Raw genomic sequence first — 24645 nt, 5'->3', positions numbered from 1 at the left:
ACACGCCTGGCAGATGGTGCCCGCTACTGAGCCCCGAAAAAGCCCGCCTTTTCTTCTCCGGTCTGTACGCCCCCATCCCAGCGGGCCGCAGGCGAGTCGCCGGGGTACCGGAAAGTGCCTGATGCCCCAAGGTAAGCCGAGCCGATTCCCTGCTCCTTTTAATTTATTTCATCCCCTGTTCCCCGCCGCTGCGCATGGATACTCCACTCACCGATGCCGAAACCGAAACCCAACGTCAACGCGCCGTGGCCTGGATTGTGGCCCTCACGGCCAACATTCCGCGGCCGGCTTCGCACCGCTACGCCCAGTTGCTGCTGGCCCGTCACCAAAGGGGCGAGCTGAGTATCGCGCAGGTGGCTGCCCTGCTCAGTACCAGCATATACCGGGTGCTGTACCGCAGCCGCGCCACGCGCCACTTCAGCGCGGGGCAGCTTCAGGAGCTGCTGGCCCAGGCGCGCCCGGAAAACGCCCGGTTGGCGGTTTCGGGCATGCTGCTCTACAGCGAAGGCATGTTTGTGCAGGCCATTGAAGGGCCGGAGGAAGCCGTGCGGGCCCTGTACGCCAGGATTGAACAGGACCCCCGGCACACGCGGGTGGAGACGGTGAGCGAAGGCCTGATGCCGGCGCGCCAGTTTGCGGAGTGGAGCATGGACTTTGGCGTGGTGGAAGGCCCCGAAGTGGAACGCGTGCTCGGCGCGATTGAGGGGCAACAGCCCCCGCCAGGCCTGGCCATTGTCAATAAACGCCTCCAGGCACTCCTCCAGGCATTTCTCGACTAGCCAGAGGGAGCCGACTGGGGCCGCGCCGGACGCTGCTTCCGAGGAACTCGACACCGGCGTGCTGGCCGGCGCGCGGGTGCTGCTGGTGGAGGGCAACGACATCAACCGCCTCGTGGCCCGGCGCACCATGCAGGCCTGGGGCGTGGTGGTCGCGGAAGCCGTGGACGGCGCCAGCGGGGTGGCCCGGTTTGCCCAGCAGCCCTTCGACCTGGTGCTGATGGCCATTCAAATGCCCGGCATGAACGGGCTGGAGGCCATGGCCCTGATGCGGGCGCATCCGGTGGCGGCGCAGGCCAATATTCCCATGCTGGCGCTCACGGCCAACGCCTTCCACGCCGACCATGAGCGCTGCCGTGCCGCCGGCATGAACGACTGCCTGGCCAGGCCCTTCGGGGAAGCCGAGCTGTATGCCAAGCGGCGGAAGCTGCTGCGCCGCGGGCGGGCCGCCGCGGGCCCGCCACACCGTATCTTGCCCTTGCCCTGGGGGAGAAAGGCCGCCCGGCCCATCCCCGATTCTCCGGGGCGGTGGCGGGCCGGTCATTTTGCCCGCAAAGGGCGCGCCCGCTACCCTCATCTTTTCCGCCAGCTCACATGCCCGCCAAGCTTACCCGTGCCTTGCTCGAACACACGCTGCACCAGCGCGAGTCCGAAAACCGGGAGCTGCGCGCCCGGCTGGCCGCCGCCACGGCCGGGGGGGGCCTCGTCGGGGTCCGTCCGGTGGCGCTTCCCGAGCCGGAACCCGCCCTGTCCGAAACCCAGCTCGCCGATTTTGCCGCCCAGGTGCCCTGCGTCGTCTTCCGGGGGTACCAGCCGAAAGATGGGCCCCGAAAAATCGTGTATTGCAGTCCCAAGCTGCAGGAGATTTTTGGGATTGCCGACATCCAGCAGCTGGGCCGCTTTATTCACCCCGATGACCTGACGGCCAGCGATGCCGCAGTGGCCGCCACGGTGGCCGCCGGCGCCCCCGTGAACGTGGAATTCCGCCTTGTTGTGCCCGGCCAGCCGCTGCGCTGGTGCCGCAGCACCTCGGTGGCCTCGGGCCAGGATGCCGCCGGGGTCATGTACAGCGGCAGCCTGGAGGACATCACCCTGAGCCGGCAGGCGGCGGAGGAAAATCGCCTGCGGGACGTGCGCGGGGTGCTGCTGATGGAAGAGCTGGGCGTGGGCAGCTGGGAATACCACTTCGGCACCAACCGCATGCGCATCTCGCCCGAGTGCAAGACCATGATGGGCTATGCCGGCCAGGAGTTTCTTGACGAACACGCCAGCCTGCTGGACTCCACGCATCCGGACGATGCCGCCGCCGTGCGGCAGGCCTGGGTGGCCTGCCAGCGCGGCGAAAAGGAGCTGTTTTCCTGCGAGTACCGCCTGCGCTGCCGCGATGGGAGCTACAAATGGGTATTGAACCGGGGCCTGGTGACCGAGCGCGACGCGCAGGGCCGGCCGCTGGTGTTCACGGGCTTTAGCGCCGATGTGTCGATTCGCCGCCAGGCGCAGCTGGCCCTCGACATGACCACCCTGCGCCTGGCTACCACCATCCAGCAGCTGAAGGGCGGCGTGTTGCTGGTGGATGAAAACGGCCGGGTGGTGCTCACCAACAATTCCTTCTGCCGGCTATTCGGCCTGAATACGTCGCCCGAAGACTTCATTGGGACCGACTATTTCGTGCTGGAGGACCGGATGCGGCAGTGCGTGGCCGCGCCGATTAGCGGGGAAGCCCTGGACATGGCCGTGCTGGTAGCCCGCCGGGCAGAAGCCCGCCCCGACCGATTCTGGCTGCACGACGGCCGCGTAGTCGAGCGGGCTTTCGTGCCGGTGCGCAACGCTGACGCGGATATTGGCTTTCTCTGGACGTTTGAGGACATCACCGAGAGCTACAATGCCGAGCGCAGCCTGCGCATGCGGGAGGAGAAATACCGCACCATCATCGACAACATGCAGCTCGGGCTGGTGGAAATGGACCTGGAAAAACGCGTGCTCTACGCCAACCCCAACTTTTGCCGCACCATCGGCTACACCCGTGACGAGCTGCTGGGCCGCCCGCTGCCGGCCCGGCTGTTGGCCCCTGGCAATCGGTCGCATCTGCACGAGCACATTGCGCTGCGCCCCCATGGCGTGAGCAGCTCCTACGAGTTGCCCATCGTGACCAAGGACGGCGAAACGAAGTGGCTCTTCAACAGCGCCTCCCCGCTCTACGACCAGCACCGGGTGGTGACGGGCAGCATCGGCATCATTCTCGACATCACGCACCAGAAGGAGCTGGAGCAGAACCTGCGCGAAGCCAAGCAGCAGGCCGAACTATCCACCCGGGCCAAGGAATTGTTTCTGGCCAACATGAGCCACGAAATCCGCACGCCCATGAACGCCATCCTGGGCATGAGCCAGCTGCTGGCCAAAACCCCGCTGGCCACCCGCCAGAGCAACTACCTGCACGCCATCACCACCTCGGCCCAGAACCTGCTCGTCATCATCAACGACATCCTGGACCTGTCCAAGCTCGACGCCGGCCGGATGAGCATCGAGCAGGTGGGCTTCAACGTGCCCCGCCTCTGCGCCCAGGTCGAGAAAACCCTGCTCTACAAAGCCGAGGAAAAGGGCCTGGGCCTGCTCATCCGGGTGAGCCCGCGCGTGCCCGACGTGGTGCTCGGCGACCCGCACCGCATCACCCAGATTCTGCTCAACCTGGCCGGCAACGCCGTCAAGTTCACCCCCAAAGGGGAAGTTGCCATCGAGTGCGACGTGGTGTGCTTTCACGCCGGCGCGGTGGAGCTCGCCTTCGTGGTGCGCGACACGGGCATCGGCATCGACGCGGCCTACCTGAAGCAGATTTTTACCGAGTTCAGCCAGGAGGATGCCTCCATCACCCGCGAGTTTGGCGGCACGGGCCTGGGCCTGAGCATCTGCCGCCGCCTGGCCCGGCTGATGGGCAGCGAAATCGTGATTGAGAGCGAGAAGAACGAGGGCACCACCATTCAGTTCTCCCTGTCGCTGCCCATTGGCACGGTCGACGACCTGCCGCAGCGCCGGCCCGCCACCCGCCCCAACGCCCGGGAGCTGCGGGGCAAGCGCGTGCTGCTGGTCGAAGACAACGAATACAACATGCTGCTGGCCAAGACCTGCTTGCTGAACGCGCACCTCGACGTAACCGAGGCGGAAAACGGCGCGGCGGCCATCGAATGCGTGCGAAACCAGTCGTTCGACCTGATTCTGATGGACATGCAGATGCCCGTGATGGACGGCTTCGAGGCCACCCGCTACCTGCGCCAGCAGCTGCGGGTCACCACGCCCATCATCGCCCTCACGGCCTCGGCCATCAGCGGCGAGAAAGAAAAATGCCTGGCCGCGGGCATGGACGATTACCTGACCAAGCCGTTTTACGAGGATGAGCTGTTGCAACTGCTGGGCGACTGGCTGCTGCGGCCCCTCCACAAGGCCGAAGCAGCCGGCGGGAGCCCGGTGCTGCCGTTGAGCGCAGGCCCCGCGCCCCCGCTGTACAACATTGACGTCCTGCTGCGCATGGGCCGGGGCAACCAGCAGTTCGTCATCACCATGCTGCAAACCTTCATCGCCAGCACCCGCACTGCCTTGCGCGACCTGCACAGCGCCCTGGCCGTGGGCAGCCTGACCGGGCTGCAAGCCGCGGCCCACCAGCTGAGGCCCAGCCTGCGGCAGCTGCAGATTCAGGCCGCCCTGCCCCTGCTGGATGCCGTCCAGGGCTGGCCGGAGCCCTTTTCCTACGATGACTTGCAGCCGCTGGTCGAAGCGGCCGACCACGTGCTGGACGCGGTGATTGTGGCAATGCTCGCCGAGGTGGAAACCCGTCGCTTCGGCGCTGGCCGAGCCGGGGAACGAGGAACGGCTTTTTAGTCGGCTCCAACAGGGCCGCCGCATGGCTGGCCGCTACGACGAAACGGCCAGCCGCTTTTTGGGAATGCGGCACGTTGCTTCCGCCTTGCCGGGGCTTCGCTATTTTGCGTTTCTGCAGCCGTACATCGACCGAAGAACCGCTCTGGTGCCCCCAGTAAAGCCCAACCCCTGCCCTCCCAACTCCGGGAAGGCAGGGGTTGGGCTTTACTGGGGCCATCCTAACGTTTGGAAAGGACCTTTAAGCCCACCGCCGACCATCCAAACGTTTGGAAGAAGCATTTAGGCCCAAAACCGACCATCCAACCGTTTGGAAAGAACATTTGGGGCTAAAACCGACCGTCCAACCGTTTGGAAAGAACATTTGGGGCTAAAACCCGCCATCCAACCGTTTGGAGGGGCAGTTGGATGGCAAAAATGGGCTGACACTGGCCGGCCGTGAAGCGTTGAGCTTATGAGGGAGTGATAGTTTACCTACCTTACCGGCTCACCATTCACTTATCCCATTCTCCTCATGTTCCTGCCGTTCCTCAAAAACCCATTCTACTCCAAAAACCTGGCCCGCGAAGCCTTTCGCGACCTCATGGCGGGCAACCTCACCCGCATGAGCGGCCAGAACAAAGACGGCCTCTACACGGGCATGATTGCCGCCCTGCAGCCCCTGCACGATGGCTACGCCACCTTTCTGGGCACGCAGGACGTGAACGTGGGCGAGCGCCTGGGCAACACCGACGCGGTGGGAAAACTACTGGCCGCCTTCAAGCTCTTCGCCCGGGAAGAGCTGCTGGTGGACGTGGCCTACATTTTCGGCCGCAAAGCCCCCGATGCCGCCGCCCTCACCCTCTTCCTGCCCAAGGGCCGCTCCGAATACAGCGGCGCCAGCCTGCTCACCCTGCCCACGCTGCTCGACCGCGTGGCCACCCTCACCGCCACCTACCAGGACGCCCTGGGCGAGGACCTGGCCCAAAAGGCCGCCAAGTTCAAGCAGGACTACGACGCCGACCGCCAGCTTCAGGGCGAAAGCAAAGGCGCCGTGCAGGGCGACAGCAAAGCCGAAAAGAAGCTGCGCCAAGCCGCCGCCCGCCAGCTCAAGCTCAACCTGCTGGACCAAATCAAGCTGCACATCGATGCGCCCGACGACGTGAAGGCGCTGTATGACCCCGGCATTTTCGCCCAGCCCACCAAGCCGGGGCCGCCGAAAGTGTAGCCGCCGGCCGCCAGCCGCCAATGCCTGAAAAAGCCAAAGAGCCTGCCGCTGATGAAGCGGCAGGCTCTTTGGCTTTTTCAGCGCAGTTAAGTAGTCGGGCAGAAGTAAGCGCATACTCTGGTCTGACCGCCCCAGGCGGTCTGACCAGAGTATGCGCCAAATAGACGCTTACTTCTGCCCGACTACTTAACTACTGCCCCAGCACGATGGCAAACACCAGCGGCGCGACAATGGTCGCGTCGCTTTCGATGATGAATTTCGGGGTTTTCTCGCCCAGCTTGCCCCAGGTGATTTTCTCGTTCGGCACGGCGCCGGAGTAGCTGCCGTAGCTGGTGGTGGAGTCCGAAATCTGGCAGAAGTAGCCCCACAGCGGCACGCTGGTGCGGCCCAGGTCCTGGTGCAGCATGGGCACCACGCAGATGGGGAAGTCGCCGGCAATGCCACCACCAATCTGGAAGAAGCCCACTTTGCTCTCGTCGGTGGCCTGCTGGGTGTACCAGTCGGCTAGGTAAATCATGTACTGGATGCCCGTGCGCATGGTGTGCACGTTCTTCACATCGCCCGAAATAACGTGGCCCGCGAAGATGTTGCCGAGCGTGCTGTCTTCCCAGCCAGGGCAGATGATGGGCAGGTTTTTCTCGGCCGCCGCCAGCATCCAGGAGTCTTTGGGGTCAATCTGGTAGTACTGCTCCAGCTCGCCCGAGAGCAGAATCTGGTAGAAAAACTCGTGGGGGAAATACGACTTGCCCTCGGCATCGGCCTTCTCCCAGAACTTGAGCACGACGTGCTCGAGGCGGCGCATGGCCTCTTCCTCGGGGATGCAGGTATCGGTCACGCGGTTCATGTGGCGCTCCAGCAGGGCCTGCTCGTCGGCGGGCGTGAGGTCGCGGTAGTTGGGCACGCGCTCATAAAAGTCATGGGCCACCAGGTTGAAGATGTCCTCCTCCAGGTTGGCCCCGGTGCAGCTGATGATTTGCACCTTGTCCTGCCGAATGAGCTCGGCCAGCTGGATGCCCAGCTCGGCGGTGCTCATGGCCCCGGCCAGGGTAATCATCATTTTGCCGCCATCGGCGAGGTGCTTGTTGTAGCCATCGGCCGCGTCGATGAGGGCAGCGGCATTGAAGTGACGGTAATGGTGGCGGAGGAAATTGGAAACTTGCATTTCGGGGGAATTGGGTTGTTTTTGTTTAGTAAGTAAGACAAACAGCACGTCATGCTGAGCGTAGCCGAAGCATCTCTACCGCAGGAGTAATCCAATTATCAGGATTTAGTTACACGGTAGAGATGCCTCGGCTACGCTCGGCATGACGTGCTGGTTTTATTCAATGCCGGCCTACGTCGGCGACTCAATCATCAAATTATGATTGGTGTAAATGCAGATATCGGCCGCGATGTGCAGGCCTTCTTCCACCATCTGGCGGGCGGTGAGGTGGGGCGCGTGCTTCTTCAAAGCCAAAGCGGCGGCCTGGGCATACATCGCGCCGGAGCCAATGGCAGCCACGTCGGAATCGGGCTCCAGTACGTCGCCGGTGCCGCTCAGGATGAGTAGCTCGTCCTTATCGGCCACCACCATCATGGCTTCCAGCTTGCGCAGGTACTGGTCTTTGCGCCAGTCCTTGGCCAGCTCGATGGCGGCGCGCTTGAGGTTGCCGCCGTAGCTGGTTAGCTTCTCATCGAACTTATCGAGCAGCATAAAAGCATCGGCCGTGGAGCCGGCGAACCCGGTCACGACTTTGCCATCCTGCAGCTTGCGGATTTTGCGAACGTTGCTTTTGGCAACGTGCTTGTCCATGGTGGCCTGGCCATCGGCCCCAACGGCAATCTCACCGTTGTGGCGAACGCCGAGAACGGTAGTAGAACGGATTTTTGCTTGCATAAGGCCGCAAAAATACAACGGCTATTCCCAGCGGGGATGGTGGCGGGCATTAAATGAAAAAGAACGTCATGCTGAGCTTGTCGAAGCATCTCTACCGCGCGAGTAAATCCTGATGATTGGATTACTGCTGCGGTAGAGATGCTTCGACAAGCTCAGCATGACGTTCTTTCTGCTTGGTTCTACCTACTTCTTGCTCACCCGAAACTGCAGCTTGGCGAAGTAAAACCGGCCGTTGCTGCCCATTTGCACGGCATCCCAGGCGCCGCCGTTTTCGGTGGCCTGCGGGTTGAAGAAGTTGGGGTACACGTTGAAGATGTTGGACGAGCCCACCGACAGGCGCAGCTGGTTGGTGAGGGCGTAGGACAGGGCCACGTCGGTGGTCAGGCGGTCGCGGTACTTGTTGGGGTCGCCGTTGTAGTCATACAGCAAGACGTGGCCGAACTGCACCAGCCGCACCAGCGCCCCAAAGCGGCCCAGGCTGTAGTCAAACGTCAGGTTGACTTTGTAGGGCGGGGCCGAGGCTTTCACAAACGCCTGCTCGCGCACGCCGAAGAAAATTTCCTCCTTGCCCGTGAGCCGGGGCGTCGTCTTGGCATTGCCCACGATGAGCAGGCGGTTGAGGTTGCCGGCCAGCGTGGTGGTGAGGCGGCCTTCGCCCACGGTGAGCGTGTTGGCCAGCACCACATCGAGGCCCCAGGTATCGGTCGAAACGGCGTTGGCGAAGAACTGGGCCTGGCCCACGTTCAGGTTTTGCAGAATGGTCCCGATTTGGTCGTCGTCCTGCCCAAAGGTGCCCGTGAGCACAATCCGGTCCTTGATGTGGATGTAGTAGCCATCGACGGTGAAGCTGAGCACCGAGCCGGCGCGGCCCGTGAAGCCCACGCTGGCCGACTGCGACCGTTCCTGCGTGAGCGCCGGAATGCCCACCGCCTGCGACACCGGCCCGTTGTTGCGGTCCAGCAAAATATCCACCGGCACCCCGCCCACCACGTTGGTAAATACGGTATTGAAGTTCACCTGCGCCAGCGACGGGGCCCGGAAACCGGTGCTGTAGGTGCCGCGCAGCGAGAACGTCTCGCTCAGCTTCAGCCGCGCCGCCCCCTTGTAGGTAAAGCTGCTGCCGAAGTCAGAATAGTTCTCAAACCGCACCGCGGCGGCCAGCAAAAATGCTTTGGTCACATCCAATTCGGCATCGGCATACACGCCGATGTTGTCGCGGCTGGCCTTCACCTCGTTGCGCGGCTGGAAGCCGGGGAAGCCCTGCGAGCCGGCCGCACGGTCGTTCAGCGGGCCGGGGTACTTGCGCCAGGAGCCCTCCTCACCGGCAAACAGCATGTACCATTCGCGGCGGTATTCGCTGCCGATGGCCACGTTCAGGCCTTGCAGCACGGTTTTGTAGTTGCGGCTCAGGTTGAGGTTCACCACGTTTTGCTGAAGCTGGAAGCCGCCCGCATCAAACGTGGTAGGCGAGGCCGCACCCAGCGTGGCGTTCAGCGTATTGGTCACGCCGTAGTGAAAGCGGTTCGAGCCGAAGCCCTCGCTCAAGTCCACATCGAACCCGCCGAAGGTGCCGCGCACGCCCACCGCGCCGTGCGCATCAGTCAGGTCGCTGGTGATGATGGGGTCGAAGCCGTTGGGGTAAAGGGTGGGGTTGCTGCGCGGGTTGGGAACGGGGTTGCCCAAGGTGTCCGTCACCGTCGGAAAGCGCGTGTAGGCGTAGGCGTCGCCCTTGCGGAAGTTCACGCCGCCAAACACATAGGCGTAGATATTCTCATTAATGGGCAGCTTGCTGTTGAGGTACGCCGAGGTATTGCTGGCCTTCGGGTCGCCGTATTCGCGCCGCTGAATGCCGTCTGTATTGGGCACGTTGGCGCGCTGGGTGTGCTGGCGCTGGTTGAAGTCGACGGTGGCATTCACGAAGCCGCCCTTGCCCACACCCACCCCATAGTTGAGGTTGGCGTTGAAGTTGCCGCCGTCGAATTTCTTGTCGTCGAAGCGGTACTTGGCGTCGTATGCGCCGTAGTTCACGTTCGCGGTCAGCTCATTCACGCTGGTTTTGAGCACGATGTTGATGACGCCCGCAATGGCATCGGAGCCGTACTGGGCCGAAGCCCCGTCGCGCAGAATCTCAATCCGCTCGATGCTGGCGGCCGGAATCGTGTTCAAATCGGTGCCGGTGTTGCCCCGGCCCCGGCTGCCGAACAGGTTCACGAGGGCCGACTGGTGCCAGCGCTTGCCATTCACGAGCACCAGGGTTTGGTCGGGGCCCAGGCCGCGCAGGCTGGCGGGGTCCACGTGGTCGGCGCCATCGGCCCCGGTCTGGCGGTTCGAGTTGAACGAGGGCGCCACGAATTGCAGCAGCTGGTTCACGTCGAGCTGGCCGGTTTTGGCCGTCACCTCCCGCACGTCGATGATGTCGACCGGCGAGGGCGAGTCGGTCACGGAGCGGTTCTGGCTGCGCGAGCCCACCACCTGCACGGCGTCGAGGCTGGTGCTGCTTTCGGCCAGCTTCACGGTCAGGCTGCCGCCCTGCGCGGCTACCTCCTGCGTGGTGTAGCCCAGCGAGCTAATGACGAGCTGCGGCTGCGCGGTGCGGGACCGGAACGAAAACCGGCCGTCGGGGCCGGTCGAGGTGCCGTTGTTGGTGCCTTTCTCCACCACCGTGGCCCCGATTATGGGCTGCCCGGCGGCATCCTGAACCTGACCGGTCAGGTTGGTGCTCTGGCCCCAGGCCATGCTGCTGACGAGGCAGATAGGGGCAATGAGTAGACTTCTTTTCATAGCTCAAACAGAAAAATGGTGCAGGTAAATGAGGAGAAGCAAGTATTTTAATTTTTGCAATCTAACTCCGAAGGGCCAAAAAAAAAACCAGCCGGCTAGGGCTGGTTTTTAAAAATTCGCGCAGTAAGCGCGACTGTTTCCAATCAAATCATCAACCGCATGGGGTCTTCCAGCAGGCTTTTCAGCGTCTGGAGGAAGGCGGCACCGGTGGCACCGTCCACCACGCGGTGGTCGCAGCTCAGCGTCACCTTCATGACGTTGCCGATGGCCAGTGCGCCGTCTTTCACAATAGCGGTTTGCTTGATGCCGCCCACCGCCAGGATGCAGGCATCGGGCGGGTTGATGATAGCCGTAAACTCATCAATGCCGAACATGCCCAGGTTCGAAATGGTGAAGGTGCTGCCCTCCCACTCGGCGGGCTGCAGCTTCTTGCTCTTGGCCCTGCCGGCCAGTTCCTTCACCTCCGTGGCGATTTGGGCGAGGCCTTTCTGGTCGGCGTTGCGAATCACGGGCACCAGCAGGCCTTCGTCCACGGCCACGGCCACGCCGATGTTGATGAGCTTGTTCTGCCGGATACGGTCGCCGAGCCACGAGGAATTCACTACCGGATGCGAGCGCAGGGCGATGGCCGCCGACTTCAGCACCAAATCATTAAAGCTCAGTTTCACCGGCGACAGCTCGTTGAGCTTCACACGGGCCTCAATAGCCTTGTCCATGTTGATTTCCATCGTGAGATAGAAATGCGGAGCCGTAAACAGGCTTTCCGAGAGGCGCTTGGCAATCACCTTGCGCATCTGCGACACGGGTGTGTCGGTGTAGGTATCGGAAGCGGGGCTGGCGGCACTTGGAGCGGCAACCGCAGCTTGTGGCTGAGCAGCTGGCGTCGGCGCGGCGGCCGGGGCCGTGGTAGCCACGGGAGCGGCTTGCGCGGCAGGAACCGAAGCAGCGCCGGGCTGGAAGTTCTCCACGTCGCGCTGCACGATGCGGCCATTGTCGCCGCTGCCCACTACCTGGGCCAGGTTGATGCCTTTGTCTTTGGCAATGCTCTTGGCCAGCGGCGAGGCCAGAATGCGGCCGGCCGGAGCAGCGGGTGCAGCCGCCGGTTGGGCCGGAGCTTCAGCAGCCGGAGCGGCTGCTTCGGTAGCCGCGGGTGCTTCGGCAGCAGGCGCGGCGGCACCGCCGGCTTGGCCACCGAGCAGGGCCTGAATGTCAGCGCCTTCTTCACCAATAATGGCCAGAATACCATCTACCGCCACGGCTTCGCCGGCTTTGGGGCCGGTGTAGAGCAGGGTGCCGTCCTCGTAGTTTTCCAGCTCCATCGTGGCTTTGTCGGTTTCGACTTCGGCCAGGATGTCCCCGGATTTAACTTTATCACCAACTTTCTTGAGCCAGGAGGCAATGGTGCCTTCGGTCATGGTATCGCTCATTTTGGGCATGCGTACCACCGTGGCATTCTTGCCATTGGCGGGCGCGGCGGGGGCAGCCGGAGCAGCAGCAACCGGCGCGGGAGCCGGAGCCGCTTTGGGAGCCTCGGGGGCAGGCGCCGCGGCCGGAGTCGGCGCGGGGGCAGCGGCGGCCGGAGCAGCGCCGCCGGTCTGGCCGTTCAGCAGGTCGGAAATATCCTCGCCTTCCTTGCCCACAATGGCCAGAATGCCGTCCACGGGCACGGAGTCCTTCTCTTTGGGCCCGATATAAAGGAGGGTGCCGTCTTCGTAATTCTCCAATTCCATGGTGGCTTTGTCGGTTTCGACTTCGGCCAAGATGTCTCCGGATTTAACTTTATCACCCACTTTTTTGAGCCAGGCCGCGATGGTCCCTTCGGTCATCGTGTCGCTCATTTTGGGCATTTTTATGATTTCGGCCATCGGATTTGTAGCGCTTGGATTGAGAAGGCCAAAATTAGCCCGAAAAGTTGGTCAGGCAATGTTTGCTGTTGTTCCTGCATTGCAGGAATATCTCCTTGCAGTGCATGGCGGGAACAAGTGTTCATTCATGCAATGCCGTACTGGAGCAGGCGGCTTTAGCCAACGGACTGCAAATGCGAAACGTCCAGGAAATTCTTAACGGTGAACACCCTGCCGGTAAACTCCAGCTTATACAAGCATAAGTTACTGTGTTCAAATCCCTCCATGTAGCTGAGCGGGTAATTTAACAGCTGGCAGAGCAGCACGCGCATGGCGCGGCCGTGCATGCAGACGAGGACGGTTTCTTCGTCTTCGCGGGATTTCAGCAGCTCAATAAACGGACGCTGGCGCGCGGCTACTTCTTCGGGGCTTTCGCCGCCCTGCAAGCGGCCATCGGTGCGCCCGGCCGCCCAGCCGGCCAGCACCTGGCGGTATTCGGCATCTTCTTCCATGGTGATGCGAGTGCCCTCGCGCACACCCCAGCTGATTTCGTTGAGGCCGATGTGGGCTTCGTGGGGCAGGCCGAGGTCGAGGAACTGCTGCACCGATTCCTGGGTGCGGCGCAGGGCCGAGGTGTAGACTTTTTGGAACGGGACGTGCGCGTAGGCCGCGAAAAACTGTTCGGCCTGGCGGCGGCCGGTGGCGTTCAGACTCGAATCGACGCCACTGCCCTGCACAATGCCTTGCACGTTGAAATCGGTCTGGCCGTGGCGGAGCAGGAAGATGGTTCGGGGCGTCACGTTGCGTGGTAGTTTTGCGTAACAATGCGTCAACAATAGTCAAAGTACGGGGTTTTAACCCCGACCGTTGGCGTTTAACCCTTATAAATCACCGGCGACGAAGGACCTGTGGCTCTCTTCCTCGCCTTGCCCCTCCCCCATGACTCTGGAAGAAGTGAAGCACTGGACGGCCTCCCGCCCCACCCTGGCCGATGCCCTCGGCATGGAAATCACCGCCGTGACCGACGATTATATCGAAGGCCGGATGCCGGTGGACGGGCGCACCCACCAGCCCATGGGCCTGCTGCACGGCGGCGCATCGGTGGCATTTGCCGAAACCCTGGGCAGCATCGCCGCCGCCCTGCGCGTCGACAACACCAGGCAAGCCTGCGTGGGCCTGGAAATCAACGCCAACCACCTCAAAGGCGTGCGCGACGGCTGGGTGCTGGGCCGGGCCACGCCGGTACACATTGGCCGGAGCACGCAGGTGTGGGAAATCCGCATCACCCACGAAGCAACGGGCGCGCTGGTGTGCATCAGCCGCATCACCATGGCCGTGATTGACCTGCCGGCCGCCACCGGAAAAGTTGCTTGATGCGCCTGACTGAACCCCGGCAGCTTGCCTGGCCCACCGCGGCGGCGGGGCTCGATGCAACGGCCCGCCTGCGCCACCTCGTGGCCGGCGCGCTGCGTACCGGCCGGCCGCTGGCCGTGTGGCGCGAGCCCGGCGCCGACTACCCGCGCCTGCTGGTGGCCCGCTCCCTCGAAGCCGCCTACACTGGCCTGCCGCCCGCGCTCGACGCCCAGGCGCCGGCCGGTTTCGCCTTCTTTCCCTTCCGCGATTCCGACCACAACCCGGCCCTGTTTCTGCCCGCCGATGTACTCTACGACGTGGCCCGGCCCGATGCGGTGACAGTAGCTCCCGCCGCCCGCGACCTGGTGCCGGCCCTCACGGCCTGGCTGGCCCTGCCGCCACTGGCCGAGCTGGCCTGGCACCACAGCCCCCAGCCCGCCCCGCACACCGCCACCGAAGCCGAGTACACCCAACTGGTGCGCACCGGCGTGGCTGCCATCGAGGAAATGTCGGTGGTGAAAGTGGTGTCGTCGCGGGCCGCCCGGCGCCCTCTGCCGGCTGGGTTCGACCCACTGGCGGCATTCGCAGAGTTGAGTGAGAAATACGGGCGGGCTTTTGTGTCGCTGGTGAGCGTGCCGGGCGTGGGCACCTGGCTGGGGGCCTCGCCCGAAGTGCTGGCCGAAGTTACGGCCGATGGGCAGTTTCACACCATGGCCCTGGCCGGCACCCAGCCCATCACGCCGGGCCTCGCGCCACAGGCCGCCATCTGGCGGCAGAAGGAAATTGAGGAGCAGGCCCTCGTGGCACGCTACATCGTGAACTGCTTCAAGCAGTTGCGCTTACGCGAATACCACGAAACCGGCCCGCGCACGGTAGTGGCCGGACAGCTGCTGCACCTGCGCACCGACTTTGAAGTGGATTTCAGGAACGTCCCGTTTCCCGCCTCGCTGGGCACCGATATGCTGCGGCTGCTCCACCCCACCTCCGCGGTGGGCGGCATGCCCAAGGTGCCGGCGCTGGCGTTTTTGCAGGCCCACGAGGGCTACGACCGGGCGTACTACAGCGGCTTCCTCGGCCCGGTGAACGTGACGGCACCCGGCATCTCGCGCCTCTTCGTGAACCTACGCTGCCTTCAATTACGCCCTACCGAAGCCATTCTCTACGCCGGCACCGGCCTCACCATCGACTCCGACCCAACCCGGGAATGGCAGGAAACCGAAATGAAAATGCAAACCATTGGCGCTGTACTACAGTGAGCAGTAAGCAATGTCGTTCTGCTGGCTCCTAACAACTGCTCATTGCTCACTGCCCACTAATAACTGTTCACTGACCTTATGCAGGCCGTTTATAATATCGCCGAAATCTGCGCCCAGCACGGCATTACCGATGTCGTTTTATCGCCCGGCTCCCGCTCAGCGCCGCTCACACTGGCCTTTGCCCGGCACCCAGATTTGACGGTGCGCGTGGTGCCTGATGAGCGCGCAGCTGCCTTCATTGCCCTCGGCATGGCGCAGGCGCAGCGGCGGGCGGTAGCGCTGGTCTGCACGTCAGGAACGGCCGGCCTGAACTACGCGCCGGCCGTGGCCGAGGCCTTTTTCCAGCAAATTCCGCTGGTGATTTTCACCGCCGACCGCCCACCGGAATGGATTGACCAGCTCGATGGCCAGACCATCCGCCAGCGCAATCTCTACGGCGCCCACGCCAAGGGCGAGTTCGAATTCCCAGTCGATACCTCGCACGCCGATGCCAAGTGGCATTCGGCGCGTATCGTGAACGAGGCCATCAACCTGGCACAGGCCGCGCCCGCCGGGCCGGTGCAGGTGAACGTGCCGCTACGGGAGCCGTTTTATCCGAAGGCGGGGGAGGAAATTGGGTACGAAAAGGACGTAAAGATTATTCACGAAGATGCTAACGCTCCGTCAAATACATTCTACGCTGATGTTCATCGTCCTGAGAAGCATATTTTGATTGTTGTTGGCCAACATATTTATGATGCACATCTTATTAAGGCCGTTAAGCATTTCGCGCATCAGTCCGGGGCTATAGTAGTTGTGGATTCAATCAGTAATATTCCCTCAGATGTTCCTGCAATAATGTTTCAGGACATTATTCTGAGTAGCGCCAATGAGGAATTTCGAAAATCTTTACAACCAAGCCTGTTAATCACCTTTGGCAAATCCCTGATATCCAAAGCACTAAAAATATACTTGCGCAACTATCCCGCACAGCAACACTGGCACCTTCAGCCACATTCCGGCCAGGTAGCAGATGTATTTCGTTCGCTGACACAAGTCATACGGACTAATCCCGCACATTTTTTAGGTGATTTTGCCCACGAATTCACACAGGAATTACGAGTGGAGGCAATGTCATACGGGAAGATTTGGCGAAGCGCGAGTCGACAAGCGGCCGAATTTATAAGCAGCTTTTTTCAAGTCGAAGACCAGCCCTTCAACGAATTCTCCGCCTTCCGCCACGCACTGGCTAATGTACCGGACAACACCGCCCTGCACCTGGCCAACAGCATGGCCGTGCGCTACGCCAACATCCTCGGCATTCCACAGGGCAAACAAATCGAAGTCTTCGCCAACCGTGGCACCAGCGGTATCGACGGCTGCACTAGTACCGCCGTAGGCGCGGCCCTGGCCCAGCCCGGCCGGCCGGTCGTGCTCCTCACCGGCGACGTGGCGTTTTTCTACGACCGCAACGCCTTCTGGCACAACTACCCCACGCCCAACCTGCGGGTGGTCTTGTTCAACAACCACGGCGGCGGCATTTTCCGCATCATCGACGGGCCGCGCCAGCAGCCGGAGCTGGACGAGTTTTTTGAGACGCGCCAGGCGCTCACGGCCGAGAACACCGCCAAGGATTTCCGCCTGCGCTACTTCCCGGTTTCGTCGTTTGAAGAACTTGAAGCCGCGCTACCGGTTTTCTTTGCAGCCGAAACCGGCGCGGCCATCCTGGAAGTGTTTACCGATTCCAAAACCAACGCCGCCTTTTTTGAGGAATACCGCGCGGCGGTGAAACATGCTTTTTCTTAATTCTTACCTGGCCGTCATGCTGAGCGCAGCCGAAGCATCTTGCCCGCTTCGTTGCAATCATCTCGATTACTACTGCACGCGAAATGCTTCGGCTGCGCTCAGCATGACGGCCACACCTTTTTCATTCTATGACCGAACCCATCAATTGGACGCCCATTAAGGAGTTCAAAGAAATTCTCTTCACGCAGTACGGCGGCATCGCCAAAATCAGCATCAACCGGCCGCAGGTACACAACGCCTTTACGCCGCTCACGGTGCAGGAAATGATTGAGGCGATGAACATCTGCCGGGACCGCACCGACCTCGGCGTCATCATCCTCACCGGCGAGGGCGGCCGGGCCTTCTGCTCGGGCGGCGACCAGAGCGTGCGCGGCCACGGCGGCTACGTGGGCGACGACGCCGTGCCCCGCCTCAACGTGCTCGATTTGCAGCGCATCATCCGCAGCATTCCCAAGCCGGTGATTGCCATGGTGGCGGGCTGGGCCATTGGCGGCGGCCACGTTCTGCACGTAGTCTGCGACCTCAGCATTGCGGCCGATAACGCCCGGTTTGGCCAAACCGGGCCCATTGTAGGCTCATTCGACGGCGGCTTTGGCGCCTCCTACCTGGCCCGCGTGGTGGGCCAGAAAAAGGCCCGCGAAATCTGGTTTCTCTGCGACCAGTACGATGCCCAGGAAGCCCTCGACATGGGCCTCGTCAATAAGGTAGTACCGCTCGATAAGCTGGAGGAAACTACCGTGGCCTGGTGCCACAAAATCCTCCAGAAAAGCCCGCTCTCGCTGCGCATGCTCAAGTCGTCGTTCAACGCCGAGTTGGATGGGCAGGCCGGCATCCAGGAACTGGCCGGCAACGCCACGCTGCTGTATTATCTCAGCGACGAGGCCAAGGAAGGCCGCAACGCCTACATGGAGAAACGCCAGCCGGACTTCTCCAAATTCCCAAAATTTCCGTAGCGTTCGAATAATTTATCGTAAAACCAGTGTAGCCTATTTCTGCCGTGGGCAGAAGTAGGCTACACTGGTTTTATCCCGTTGTCCGGCAATCGTACCCGGAAATAAAAATATGCTTAGAAGCTGAACCCCAGCGCGTGAATACACGAGCACCAGCTGATAAAGTAGCGCCGGTCTTCCTGCTTGCGCAGCTTTTTGATGGCTTTGGCGCGGGCCTTGATTGCCGATAAATCAAATCTGTGGCCCTTGGTGGGCGGGGCGGAGGGGCTGCCGACAGCCGGAACCACGGCAACAGGTGGTTGTGGGTGGGATTTCATGGCGGAGCAGGTGAAGTGTGTAGTAATAATACGGAATTTATATTAAGATGGCAACAGGGTTGCATGGTTTCTTTGGTTTTGGGAGTAGGCTGCGTGTCCCATTCAATTGTGATGTCATCTTAATTCGCAAATTTTAACACGCTCTACGCCGGATTGTGGTATCTTGGTATTCAGGCCCGTGAATAGAACAATCATTTCATTGCAGTCAATAAACAGAATGAATCCTACGGTTGATTTTTATTTTAGTAAAGCCAAAAAATGGCAGGAAGAAATGGCGCAATTGAGAACAGTGGCTCTTGACTGTGGGCTGACCGAAGAATTGAAGTGGGGAGTTCCGTGTTATACGTTTCAGAAAAACAACATCGTTTTAATACATGAATTTAAAGAATACTGCGCGCTTTTGTTTTTCAAAGGAGCGCTGCTGAATGATGCCAATAGTATTCTAATTCAGCAAACAAAGAATACGCAGGCAACGCGCCAGATTCGGTTCGCCAACATTCAGGAAATAGTTGAGAAGCACCCTATAGTAAAAGCCTACATTTATGAAGCTATTGAAGTGGAAAAAGCTGGTTTGAAAGTTAATTTTAAAAGGAATGCAGAGTTCGACATTCCTGAAGAGTTTCAATATAAATTAGACGAAATCCCTGCCTTAAAAACCGCTTTTGATGCATTGACACCGGGACGAAAAAGGGCATACTTACTTAATTTTTCTGCGCCCAAGCAATCCAAAACCCGGGCGTCAAGGGTTGAAAAATGTGTGCAGCAAATTCTCAATGGGAAAGGATTAAATGACTAGTAACCAATCGTCATCATGCTTGCGAGCGTCAGGAAGTTTTGGAATCTAATTATGGAACAGTACAAGCAAATACTACGCGTTAATCGCGAAACATCAAACTTTAACAGGCTCTTATATTAATTACAGCACCGCATGCTGAATTTCCTGAGAAAGCTATTCGGCCTGGGGGCGAAAGTGAATGTGGGCGAGCTGATTGCCGCCGGAGCCACCATCATCGACGTGCGCAGCAAGGGCGAATACCAGGGCGGGCATCTGAAAAAATCCATCAACCTGCCGCTCGACACCCTGCCCGGCAGCCTGGGCCGGCTCGACAAAACCAAGCCGGTGATTACCTGTTGCGCTTCCGGGATGCGCAGTGCCTCGGCGCGCGGCATTCTGAAAGCGCAGGGGTTTGCAGAGGTGCATAACGGCGGGAGCTGGACCAATTTGCGCAAGTACGATGCCTGAACAAACCGGCATGACGCTCACGCAAAAACTCCTCAGCTACCTGTTTCCAACGACGCGAAAAATCCCGTCGGCCTACAACGGCATCCTGGAAGTCACGGTGTTTCAGGGGCGTAAGGTGCTCGACAGCGCCAATGCCAACTATTCGTACGGGTCGCTACAGCGCATTTTGCGCACAGCGCTGCTGCAGCTTGACCTGGCGGCCGTGCGCACCGTGCTGCTGCTGGGGCTGGGCGGGGGCTCGGTGGTGGCTACGCTGCGGGCGGAATTGGGTTTTCGGGGCCACATTACGGCGGTGGAGCTGGACCCGGTGGTCATCCGGCTGGCGGCGGAAGAATTTGGCATCGCGGCCTCGGATGAGCTGCGCATTGTGCACGACGATGCCCTCGACTTCGTGCGAACCGACCCTGGGCGATACGACCTGGTGATTGTGGACTTATTTATCGACACCACGGTGCCGGCTGGTTTTATGGCGGCCCCATTCTGGCGCCTGGTGGGGCAGCGCACGGCCGCTGCGGGGCAGGTAGTTTTCAATGCCATGGCTGCGCCGGCCGCGCTGCGCAGCGTGCGGGGCGAGCTGGGGCAACTGGGCTTCGCGGTGCGCGAGCTGGCCGTAGAGGGCACCAACACCCTGCTGCTGGCTAGCCGGCCAGCCGCGTAATTTCGCCTCATGACTGCTACTCTGCCCACCGCTCTCCTGCTCAACGGCCGCGAATACGCCTACGCCGCCATCCGCGAATACCCCGCCCATCTCAACGCGCCGGTGAATGGCTACGAGGCCAAGGTGCTGGATTTTATCCGGCAATGGCTGAACGGCACGCAGGAATTCACGCTCACCACTTCCGGCTCCACGGGCACGCCGGCGGCCATTACGCTGCGGCGGCGGCAGCTGGAAGCCTCGGCCCGGCGCACGGCCGATTTCTTCGACCTTGGGCCGGGCGACCGGGCGCTTGTCTGCCTCAACTGCGAGTACATTGGGGGCATGATGATGCTGGTGCGCGGGCTGGAGCGGAATATGCACCTGACCATTGTGGAGCCCCACGCCGACCCATTTGCCCACGTCGAAGCCGAGGCGGAATTTGACTTTTCGGCCTTCGTACCGCTGCAATTGAAGGCGGTGCTGGCGGCCGGCCGCGCCCCGCGCCTCAACCCGATGAAAAGCCTGCTGGTGGGCGGGGCCCCGGCCGATGCCGCGCTGCAACAGGAGCTGCAGCCCCTCACGGTGCCCGTGTGGCTGACGTATGGCATGACCGAAACCTGCTCGCACGTGGCGCTGCGGCGGCTGAACGGCCCGCAGGCCAGCGCCAGCTTCCGGGTGCTGCCGGGCATTGCGGCCGGGCAGGACGAGCGTGGCTGCCTGACCCTGCGCGGCGACGTGACCGACGGCCAGCTCATCGTCACCAACGACGTGGTGCGCCTGCTGGAGGGCCACACGTTTGAGTGGCTGGGGCGGGCCGATTTCGTGATAAACTCCGGCGGCGTGAAGGTGCCGGCTGAGAAAGTAGAGCTGGTGCTGGACGTGGCGCTGACCGAAATTGGGGCGGCGCGGCGCTGCTTCGTGGCCGGCCAGCCCGATGCGCGGCTGGGCCAGGCCGTGACGGCATTTATTGAAGGACCGCCGCTTTCGGCCGCCCAGGAAAAGCAGCTGCAAGCGCTGCTGGCCGCCCGGCTGGGCCGCTACGAGCAACCCAAACAGCTGCGCTACGTGCCCGAATTTCAAACCACCGCCGCAGGCAAGCTCGACCGGCCGGCCACGCTGCGCGGCTTGTAGCCGGCGGCGGTCAGGGCGCGCGCAACGGGCCTGGGGCAATTGCTTGCTAGTTTTGACGGGCCCGACGAACGGGTCCAATTCCCTGCCGGTTACTTCATGACGCAACGGCTTTTCTTTCGGCACCTGGCTGGTTTGCTGGGGCTGCTGTTTCTTTTCGCGGGGCAGGCGGCGCGGGCCCAAACCGACTCTACCGCCACGGATTCGCCCGATTCGACGGTGGTGAACAGCAGCGGCCTCACGCCACCCCCGGCCGGGCTGCCCTCGTCGGAGTTCGAAACCTATAACATTGACGGCACCGGCGTGCGCTACACCGCCGCCCTCACCGGCCTGCTCACCACGGGCACGGTGGAGCGGGCCTATTTCAACACCAGCCACACGGGCAGCTTCGCGGTGAAGCACTGGCAGTTTCCGGCGGCGGCCAGCTACAGCTACGGCCGGCAGAGCGGGTCGCTCCGCGAGCGGGAACTGCTGCTGCTGGCCACGCCCGACTACCGCATCGGCAAGTGGAAGTTTTACAGCCTGGGTGAGCTGGAAACCAGCAACCTGCGGGCCATCGACCGGCGCGTGATTGTGGGCGGCGGCGTGGGCTACCAGGTGTATGCCGACACCACCAACAGCGAAGTGGCCCTGAGCACGTTTCTGCTCGATGAAAACACCTACTACGACATCGAGCCGGCCCTGCACCGGCACCTGGCCCGCAACTCTACCCGCCTCAAGCTGCGCCTGAACCGGGGTGTGTTCAACGTGTCGGAGCTGCTGTTTTACCAGCCCGCCGTGCGCGACCCCGGCGGCGACTACCGCCTGAACAGCTCTACGGTGGTGGCTTTCAAAATTTACCAGCATTTAGCCCTGAACCTTGCCTACACTTTTTCCTACGAAAGCGTTGTAGTGCAGGAGCGTAGCCGGGCCAATGGCACCCTCTCGGTGGGCTTTGCCTACAGTTCCGGAAAATAGCTAAACGCGGTTCATTTATTATTCTTATCATTGCTAGATTTTGTATAGCTGTCTGCTATTCAAAACGAATTTATCTGCCCTCTTTTTTTAATATCCCTTTTCTCGTAGTTTAATGAAGAAACATTTTACTCCTGCCATGAGCGGCCTCTTACTGGGCTCCATGCTCGTGCAAAGCTGTGCCACCATCATTGCCACGCCCTTCCAGACGGTGCGCGTGGTGGGCGCCCCTGCCGGCAGCACGGTGTACGTCAACGACAAAGAAGTTAAAACCAAGCCCATTGCGGGCAGCGCCGACGTTAAGGTGCGGGTGCGCCGCAAGAAAAACGCCGAAATCAAAATCAAGCACGACGGCTATAAGGAGCACTCTGAAGTGCTGTACCCCGAAAAGAGCAACGGCCTGACCTACCTGAACTGGGTGCCGGTGCTGGCTACGTTCAAAGGCATCAGCACTGACGAAGATGGCCTTGAAAAATTCAACCCGCTGATTTATGGCTGGGCGGTGGGCATTGGCGGGTATTTGGTTGACGTGATTTCGGGCGCCGGCAAAAAGCTCAGCAAAAGCGAAATCAAGCCCGTGATGCCGGCCCTGCCCAAGGCGGTGGCCAGCAGCCAAACCATTCAGTGCGGCACGGTGAACGTGCGGCTGAAGGGCGGCGACAAAATGGGCAACTTCATCGTGGGCAAAGACAACACCGATATTCTTTACTTCGGCAAGTCGCTCGACGTGGACGCCGACCACCTGAAAACCAACGTCAACGCCTCGCTGAAGGACCTGGGCTACGCGGTGCCTTCGACGGAAGGCAAGAGCATTTTCTCGGTGGGCAGCAACTCGCGCTACACCCTCCAGGGCGAGATGCGCGACGTGAAGTATGACATCTACGCGTCCAACATTTACGAATACCGGGCCCACTACGAAACGCGCTGCGCCGTGGAAGTGACCTGGAAACTGCAAAACCAGAACCGGGTGACGGTTTTTGAGCACAAAGACGCCGGCTCAAGCGTGAAGTTTGAGAAAGGCGGCAGCGCGGCCTTCGAAGATGCCTTTGAGAACTCGCTCTACGCCTTCCTCTCCAGCAAGGAAGTGGCCACGGCCCTGGCCAAACCCGCCGGCACCGGCGCCACGGCCGCAGCCGATGCCGACAAGCAGGCGCCCATTTCGGTGCACCGGGCCGCGCTGAGCAAAATCACGGCCGATAACGGCGTGAGCACGGCCGCCAAAAGCGTGGTCATCGTGGAAACGTCGGACGGCCACGGCAGCGGCTGCATCATCTCCAACGACGGCTACATCGTGACCAATGCCCACGTGGTGGGCGACGAGGAGCAGGTGAAAGTGCTGATGGCCGACGGCCTCACGGCCAAGGGCCACGTGGTGCGGGTGAACCCCGAAATGGACCTGGCGCTCATCAAAATCGACACCGATGGCCTCACGGCTTTCCAGGTACCAAGCGCCAGCGGGGCCGAAATCGGTGCCGACGTATTCGCCATCGGCACCCCGGCGGATAAGGAATTGGGCCAGACCATTACGAAGGGCATCATCAGCGGCCGGCGCAAAATCGAAGGCCATGCGCTGCTGCAAACCGACGTGAGCATCAACGGCGGCAACAGCGGCGGCGCTTTGGTGAGCCGCTCGGGCCAGCTGCTGGGCATTGTGAACGCCAAGCTGGTGGGCCACGGCATCGAAGGCATCGGCTTCGCCATCCCGGCCGAGCAGGTGACCGAGGCGCTGCAATTGAAGTTTATCGACTAAGTCGTCGTTCAACAGCAAATGGGTTACTCGTTGTTGGTGATTGGTTGTTAGCCAGGATGTTGCTTTCCTACTAACAACGGGCAACCAGCAACTAACACCCTGTGCGTTTTCCTGGTCCGGACGGCCGGCTGCTCCCTGCGAGTGGCCGGCCGTTTTGCTTGATGCAAGCGGAGCGGAGCGCGGCCGCGACTGCTTCAAAAGCCTTCCTGGGTGAACAACGGCTCTTTGTGCTTCACCACCCGCAGCAATTCGCCCAAAAACAGGTTGGCGCGGAGGTAGAAGACGGGGCCGTTCAGCTCTTTCTGCACGGCAGCAGGCACAAACACGGGCTGCCGCCACCCCACGCCCGTGCCAAAGCCGCTCCAATGAAATAGCCGGTACTGCGCCGCCACGGAGGGCTCGGCTACGCCCAGGAAGTCGCGCGGCGTTTTGTCGAGGTCGCCATCGTCGTTTTCGTAGAGCACGTACACCGAGCCGAGGCCGAGTTGGAGGTTGGTGCTGAGCTCCCAGCGGCGGGTTTCAAGCAGCACGTAGCCGGCATAGGCGGCCAGGTAGCGAAAGCGGAGCTGGGCGTTGGCGTCTTCGGCGGCATTCTCGGGCTTGGCGCGGCGGGTGGGCACGCCGGTGCTGAGGAAGTAGATGGCCGCGCCGGTGCGGAAGCGGCTTTTAAATTCCAGGCCCAGCTTCAGGCCGTTGATGGTGGTGAAGTGGTGGTTGATGATGGAATAGCGCGAGTCGTACTGCGCCACGAAGCGGTTGTGGGGCAGCCGCGGAATGGCGCGCCGGCCCACCACCGTATCGGGCGGGGGCAGCACGACCGGTGGAGCTGCCCGCGCCGTGTGCGTGGCCAACAGCCCACCCAGTACATAAGAAAACAACGCCATGACGGGCCGGAATACGTGAGAACGGGCCACTGGTTGC

20 protein-coding genes and 1 pseudogene are annotated in these 24645 nt (G+C 61.5%); 14 read left to right on the top strand and 7 right to left on the bottom strand.

Annotation, left to right across the window (positions count from 1 at the left end):
* The first annotated feature begins 194 nt into the window (after window positions 1-194).
* The 4 genes and pseudogenes from J4G38_RS13625 to J4G38_RS13610 all read left to right on the top strand — a co-directional run bounded on the left by J4G38_RS13625 (window position 195) and on the right by J4G38_RS13610 (window position 5850).
* Window positions 195-779 (top strand): BLUF domain-containing protein, encoded by a 585-nt coding sequence (locus tag J4G38_RS13625; protein WP_210517394.1) that lies wholly within the window; start codon window positions 195-197, stop codon window positions 777-779.
* Window positions 780-837: 58 nt separating this feature from the next.
* Window positions 838-1179, top strand: a pseudogene (locus tag J4G38_RS29170) (response regulator); the annotation flags it as partial.
* Between the two features lie 191 nt (window positions 1180-1370).
* Window positions 1371-4646: a PAS domain S-box protein gene (locus J4G38_RS13615; RefSeq protein WP_210517396.1), complete on the top strand. Its 3276-nt coding sequence runs from the start codon at window positions 1371-1373 to the stop codon at window positions 4644-4646.
* A 511-nt stretch (window positions 4647-5157) separates the two neighbouring features.
* Window positions 5158-5850 (top strand): hypothetical protein, encoded by a 693-nt coding sequence (locus J4G38_RS13610; RefSeq protein ID WP_210517398.1) that lies wholly within the window; start codon window positions 5158-5160, stop codon window positions 5848-5850.
* A gap of 190 nt (window positions 5851-6040) precedes the next feature.
* Here J4G38_RS13610 and J4G38_RS13605 read toward each other — a convergent pair whose 3' ends face one another.
* From J4G38_RS13605 to J4G38_RS13585, 5 genes are all read right to left on the bottom strand, one after another.
* On the bottom strand, window positions 6041-7012 hold the full coding sequence (locus J4G38_RS13605) for a deoxyhypusine synthase family protein (RefSeq protein ID WP_210517401.1): 972 nt from the start codon (window positions 7010-7012) through the stop codon (window positions 6041-6043).
* A gap of 171 nt (window positions 7013-7183) precedes the next feature.
* On the bottom strand, window positions 7184-7726 hold the full coding sequence (hslV, locus tag J4G38_RS13600; RefSeq protein ID WP_210517403.1) for an ATP-dependent protease subunit HslV: 543 nt from the start codon (window positions 7724-7726) through the stop codon (window positions 7184-7186).
* A gap of 183 nt (window positions 7727-7909) precedes the next feature.
* Window positions 7910-10507 carry a TonB-dependent receptor gene (locus tag J4G38_RS13595; protein WP_210517406.1) on the bottom strand — a complete coding sequence of 866 codons (2598 nt, stop codon included), beginning with the start codon at window positions 10505-10507 and terminating at the stop codon, window positions 7910-7912.
* A gap of 143 nt (window positions 10508-10650) precedes the next feature.
* Window positions 10651-12372, bottom strand: a complete 1722-nt coding sequence (locus tag J4G38_RS13590) for a pyruvate dehydrogenase complex dihydrolipoamide acetyltransferase (protein ID WP_210517407.1) — start codon at window positions 12370-12372, stop codon at window positions 10651-10653.
* A 155-nt stretch (window positions 12373-12527) separates the two neighbouring features.
* On the bottom strand, window positions 12528-13151 hold the full coding sequence (locus J4G38_RS13585) for a histidine phosphatase family protein (RefSeq protein WP_210517410.1): 624 nt from the start codon (window positions 13149-13151) through the stop codon (window positions 12528-12530).
* Between the two features lie 139 nt (window positions 13152-13290).
* Between J4G38_RS13585 and J4G38_RS13580 the strand changes: the two genes are divergently transcribed.
* The 4 genes from J4G38_RS13580 to menB all read left to right on the top strand — a co-directional run bounded on the left by J4G38_RS13580 (window position 13291) and on the right by menB (window position 17698).
* Window positions 13291-13725, top strand: coding sequence for a hotdog fold thioesterase (locus tag J4G38_RS13580; protein ID WP_210517412.1), 435 nt, complete (start codon window positions 13291-13293; stop codon window positions 13723-13725).
* Window positions 13725-14960, top strand: a complete 1236-nt coding sequence (locus J4G38_RS13575) for a chorismate-binding protein (protein WP_210517414.1) — start codon at window positions 13725-13727, stop codon at window positions 14958-14960. The genes J4G38_RS13580 and J4G38_RS13575 overlap by 1 nt, the downstream gene beginning before the upstream one ends.
* A 78-nt stretch (window positions 14961-15038) precedes the next feature.
* Window positions 15039-16745 carry a 2-succinyl-5-enolpyruvyl-6-hydroxy-3-cyclohexene-1-carboxylic-acid synthase gene (gene menD / locus J4G38_RS13570; RefSeq protein WP_210517417.1) on the top strand — a complete coding sequence of 569 codons (1707 nt, stop codon included), beginning with the start codon at window positions 15039-15041 and terminating at the stop codon, window positions 16743-16745.
* 128 nt (window positions 16746-16873) lie between these two features.
* Window positions 16874-17698 (top strand): 1,4-dihydroxy-2-naphthoyl-CoA synthase, encoded by an 825-nt coding sequence (gene menB / locus J4G38_RS13565; protein WP_210517419.1) that lies wholly within the window; start codon window positions 16874-16876, stop codon window positions 17696-17698.
* Between the two features lie 113 nt (window positions 17699-17811).
* Here the strand turns inward: menB and J4G38_RS13560 are convergent, their stop codons facing one another.
* Complete coding sequence (locus tag J4G38_RS13560) at window positions 17812-18012, bottom strand: hypothetical protein (protein ID WP_210517422.1); 201 nt, start codon at window positions 18010-18012, stop codon at window positions 17812-17814.
* A 217-nt stretch (window positions 18013-18229) separates the two neighbouring features.
* Here J4G38_RS13560 and J4G38_RS13555 point away from each other — a divergent pair, with 217 nt between their 5' ends.
* The 6 genes from J4G38_RS13555 to J4G38_RS13530 all read left to right on the top strand — a co-directional run bounded on the left by J4G38_RS13555 (window position 18230) and on the right by J4G38_RS13530 (window position 23724).
* The gene (locus J4G38_RS13555; RefSeq protein WP_210517425.1) at window positions 18230-18808 is read left to right on the top strand and encodes a YdeI/OmpD-associated family protein; all 579 of its coding nucleotides are present in this window, start codon (window positions 18230-18232) and stop codon (window positions 18806-18808) included.
* Between the two features lie 132 nt (window positions 18809-18940).
* Complete coding sequence (locus J4G38_RS13550; RefSeq protein ID WP_210517427.1) at window positions 18941-19255, top strand: rhodanese-like domain-containing protein; 315 nt, start codon at window positions 18941-18943, stop codon at window positions 19253-19255.
* The gene (locus J4G38_RS13545) at window positions 19248-19913 is read left to right on the top strand and encodes a spermidine synthase (protein WP_210517429.1); all 666 of its coding nucleotides are present in this window, start codon (window positions 19248-19250) and stop codon (window positions 19911-19913) included. The genes J4G38_RS13550 and J4G38_RS13545 overlap by 8 nt, the downstream gene beginning before the upstream one ends.
* Window positions 19914-19922: 9 nt before the next feature.
* Window positions 19923-21023: an AMP-binding protein gene (locus J4G38_RS13540; protein ID WP_210517432.1), complete on the top strand. Its 1101-nt coding sequence runs from the start codon at window positions 19923-19925 to the stop codon at window positions 21021-21023.
* Window positions 21024-21119: 96 nt separating this feature from the next.
* On the top strand, window positions 21120-21977 hold the full coding sequence (locus J4G38_RS13535) for a DUF481 domain-containing protein (RefSeq protein ID WP_210517435.1): 858 nt from the start codon (window positions 21120-21122) through the stop codon (window positions 21975-21977).
* Between the two features lie 136 nt (window positions 21978-22113).
* Window positions 22114-23724 (top strand): S1C family serine protease, encoded by a 1611-nt coding sequence (locus J4G38_RS13530; protein ID WP_210517438.1) that lies wholly within the window; start codon window positions 22114-22116, stop codon window positions 23722-23724.
* Window positions 23725-23918: 194 nt separating this feature from the next.
* Here the strand turns inward: J4G38_RS13530 and J4G38_RS13525 are convergent, their stop codons facing one another.
* Window positions 23919-24608: a hypothetical protein gene (locus J4G38_RS13525; protein ID WP_210517441.1), complete on the bottom strand. Its 690-nt coding sequence runs from the start codon at window positions 24606-24608 to the stop codon at window positions 23919-23921.
* Window positions 24609-24645: the final 37 nt, after the last annotated feature.

The organism is Hymenobacter terricola (assembly GCF_017921975.2).
GTDB classification, from domain to species: domain Bacteria; phylum Bacteroidota; class Bacteroidia; order Cytophagales; family Hymenobacteraceae; genus Hymenobacter; species Hymenobacter terricola.
The sequence above is the reverse complement of the archived record's forward strand: the minus strand, read 5'-3'. Positions and strand labels throughout refer to the sequence as shown.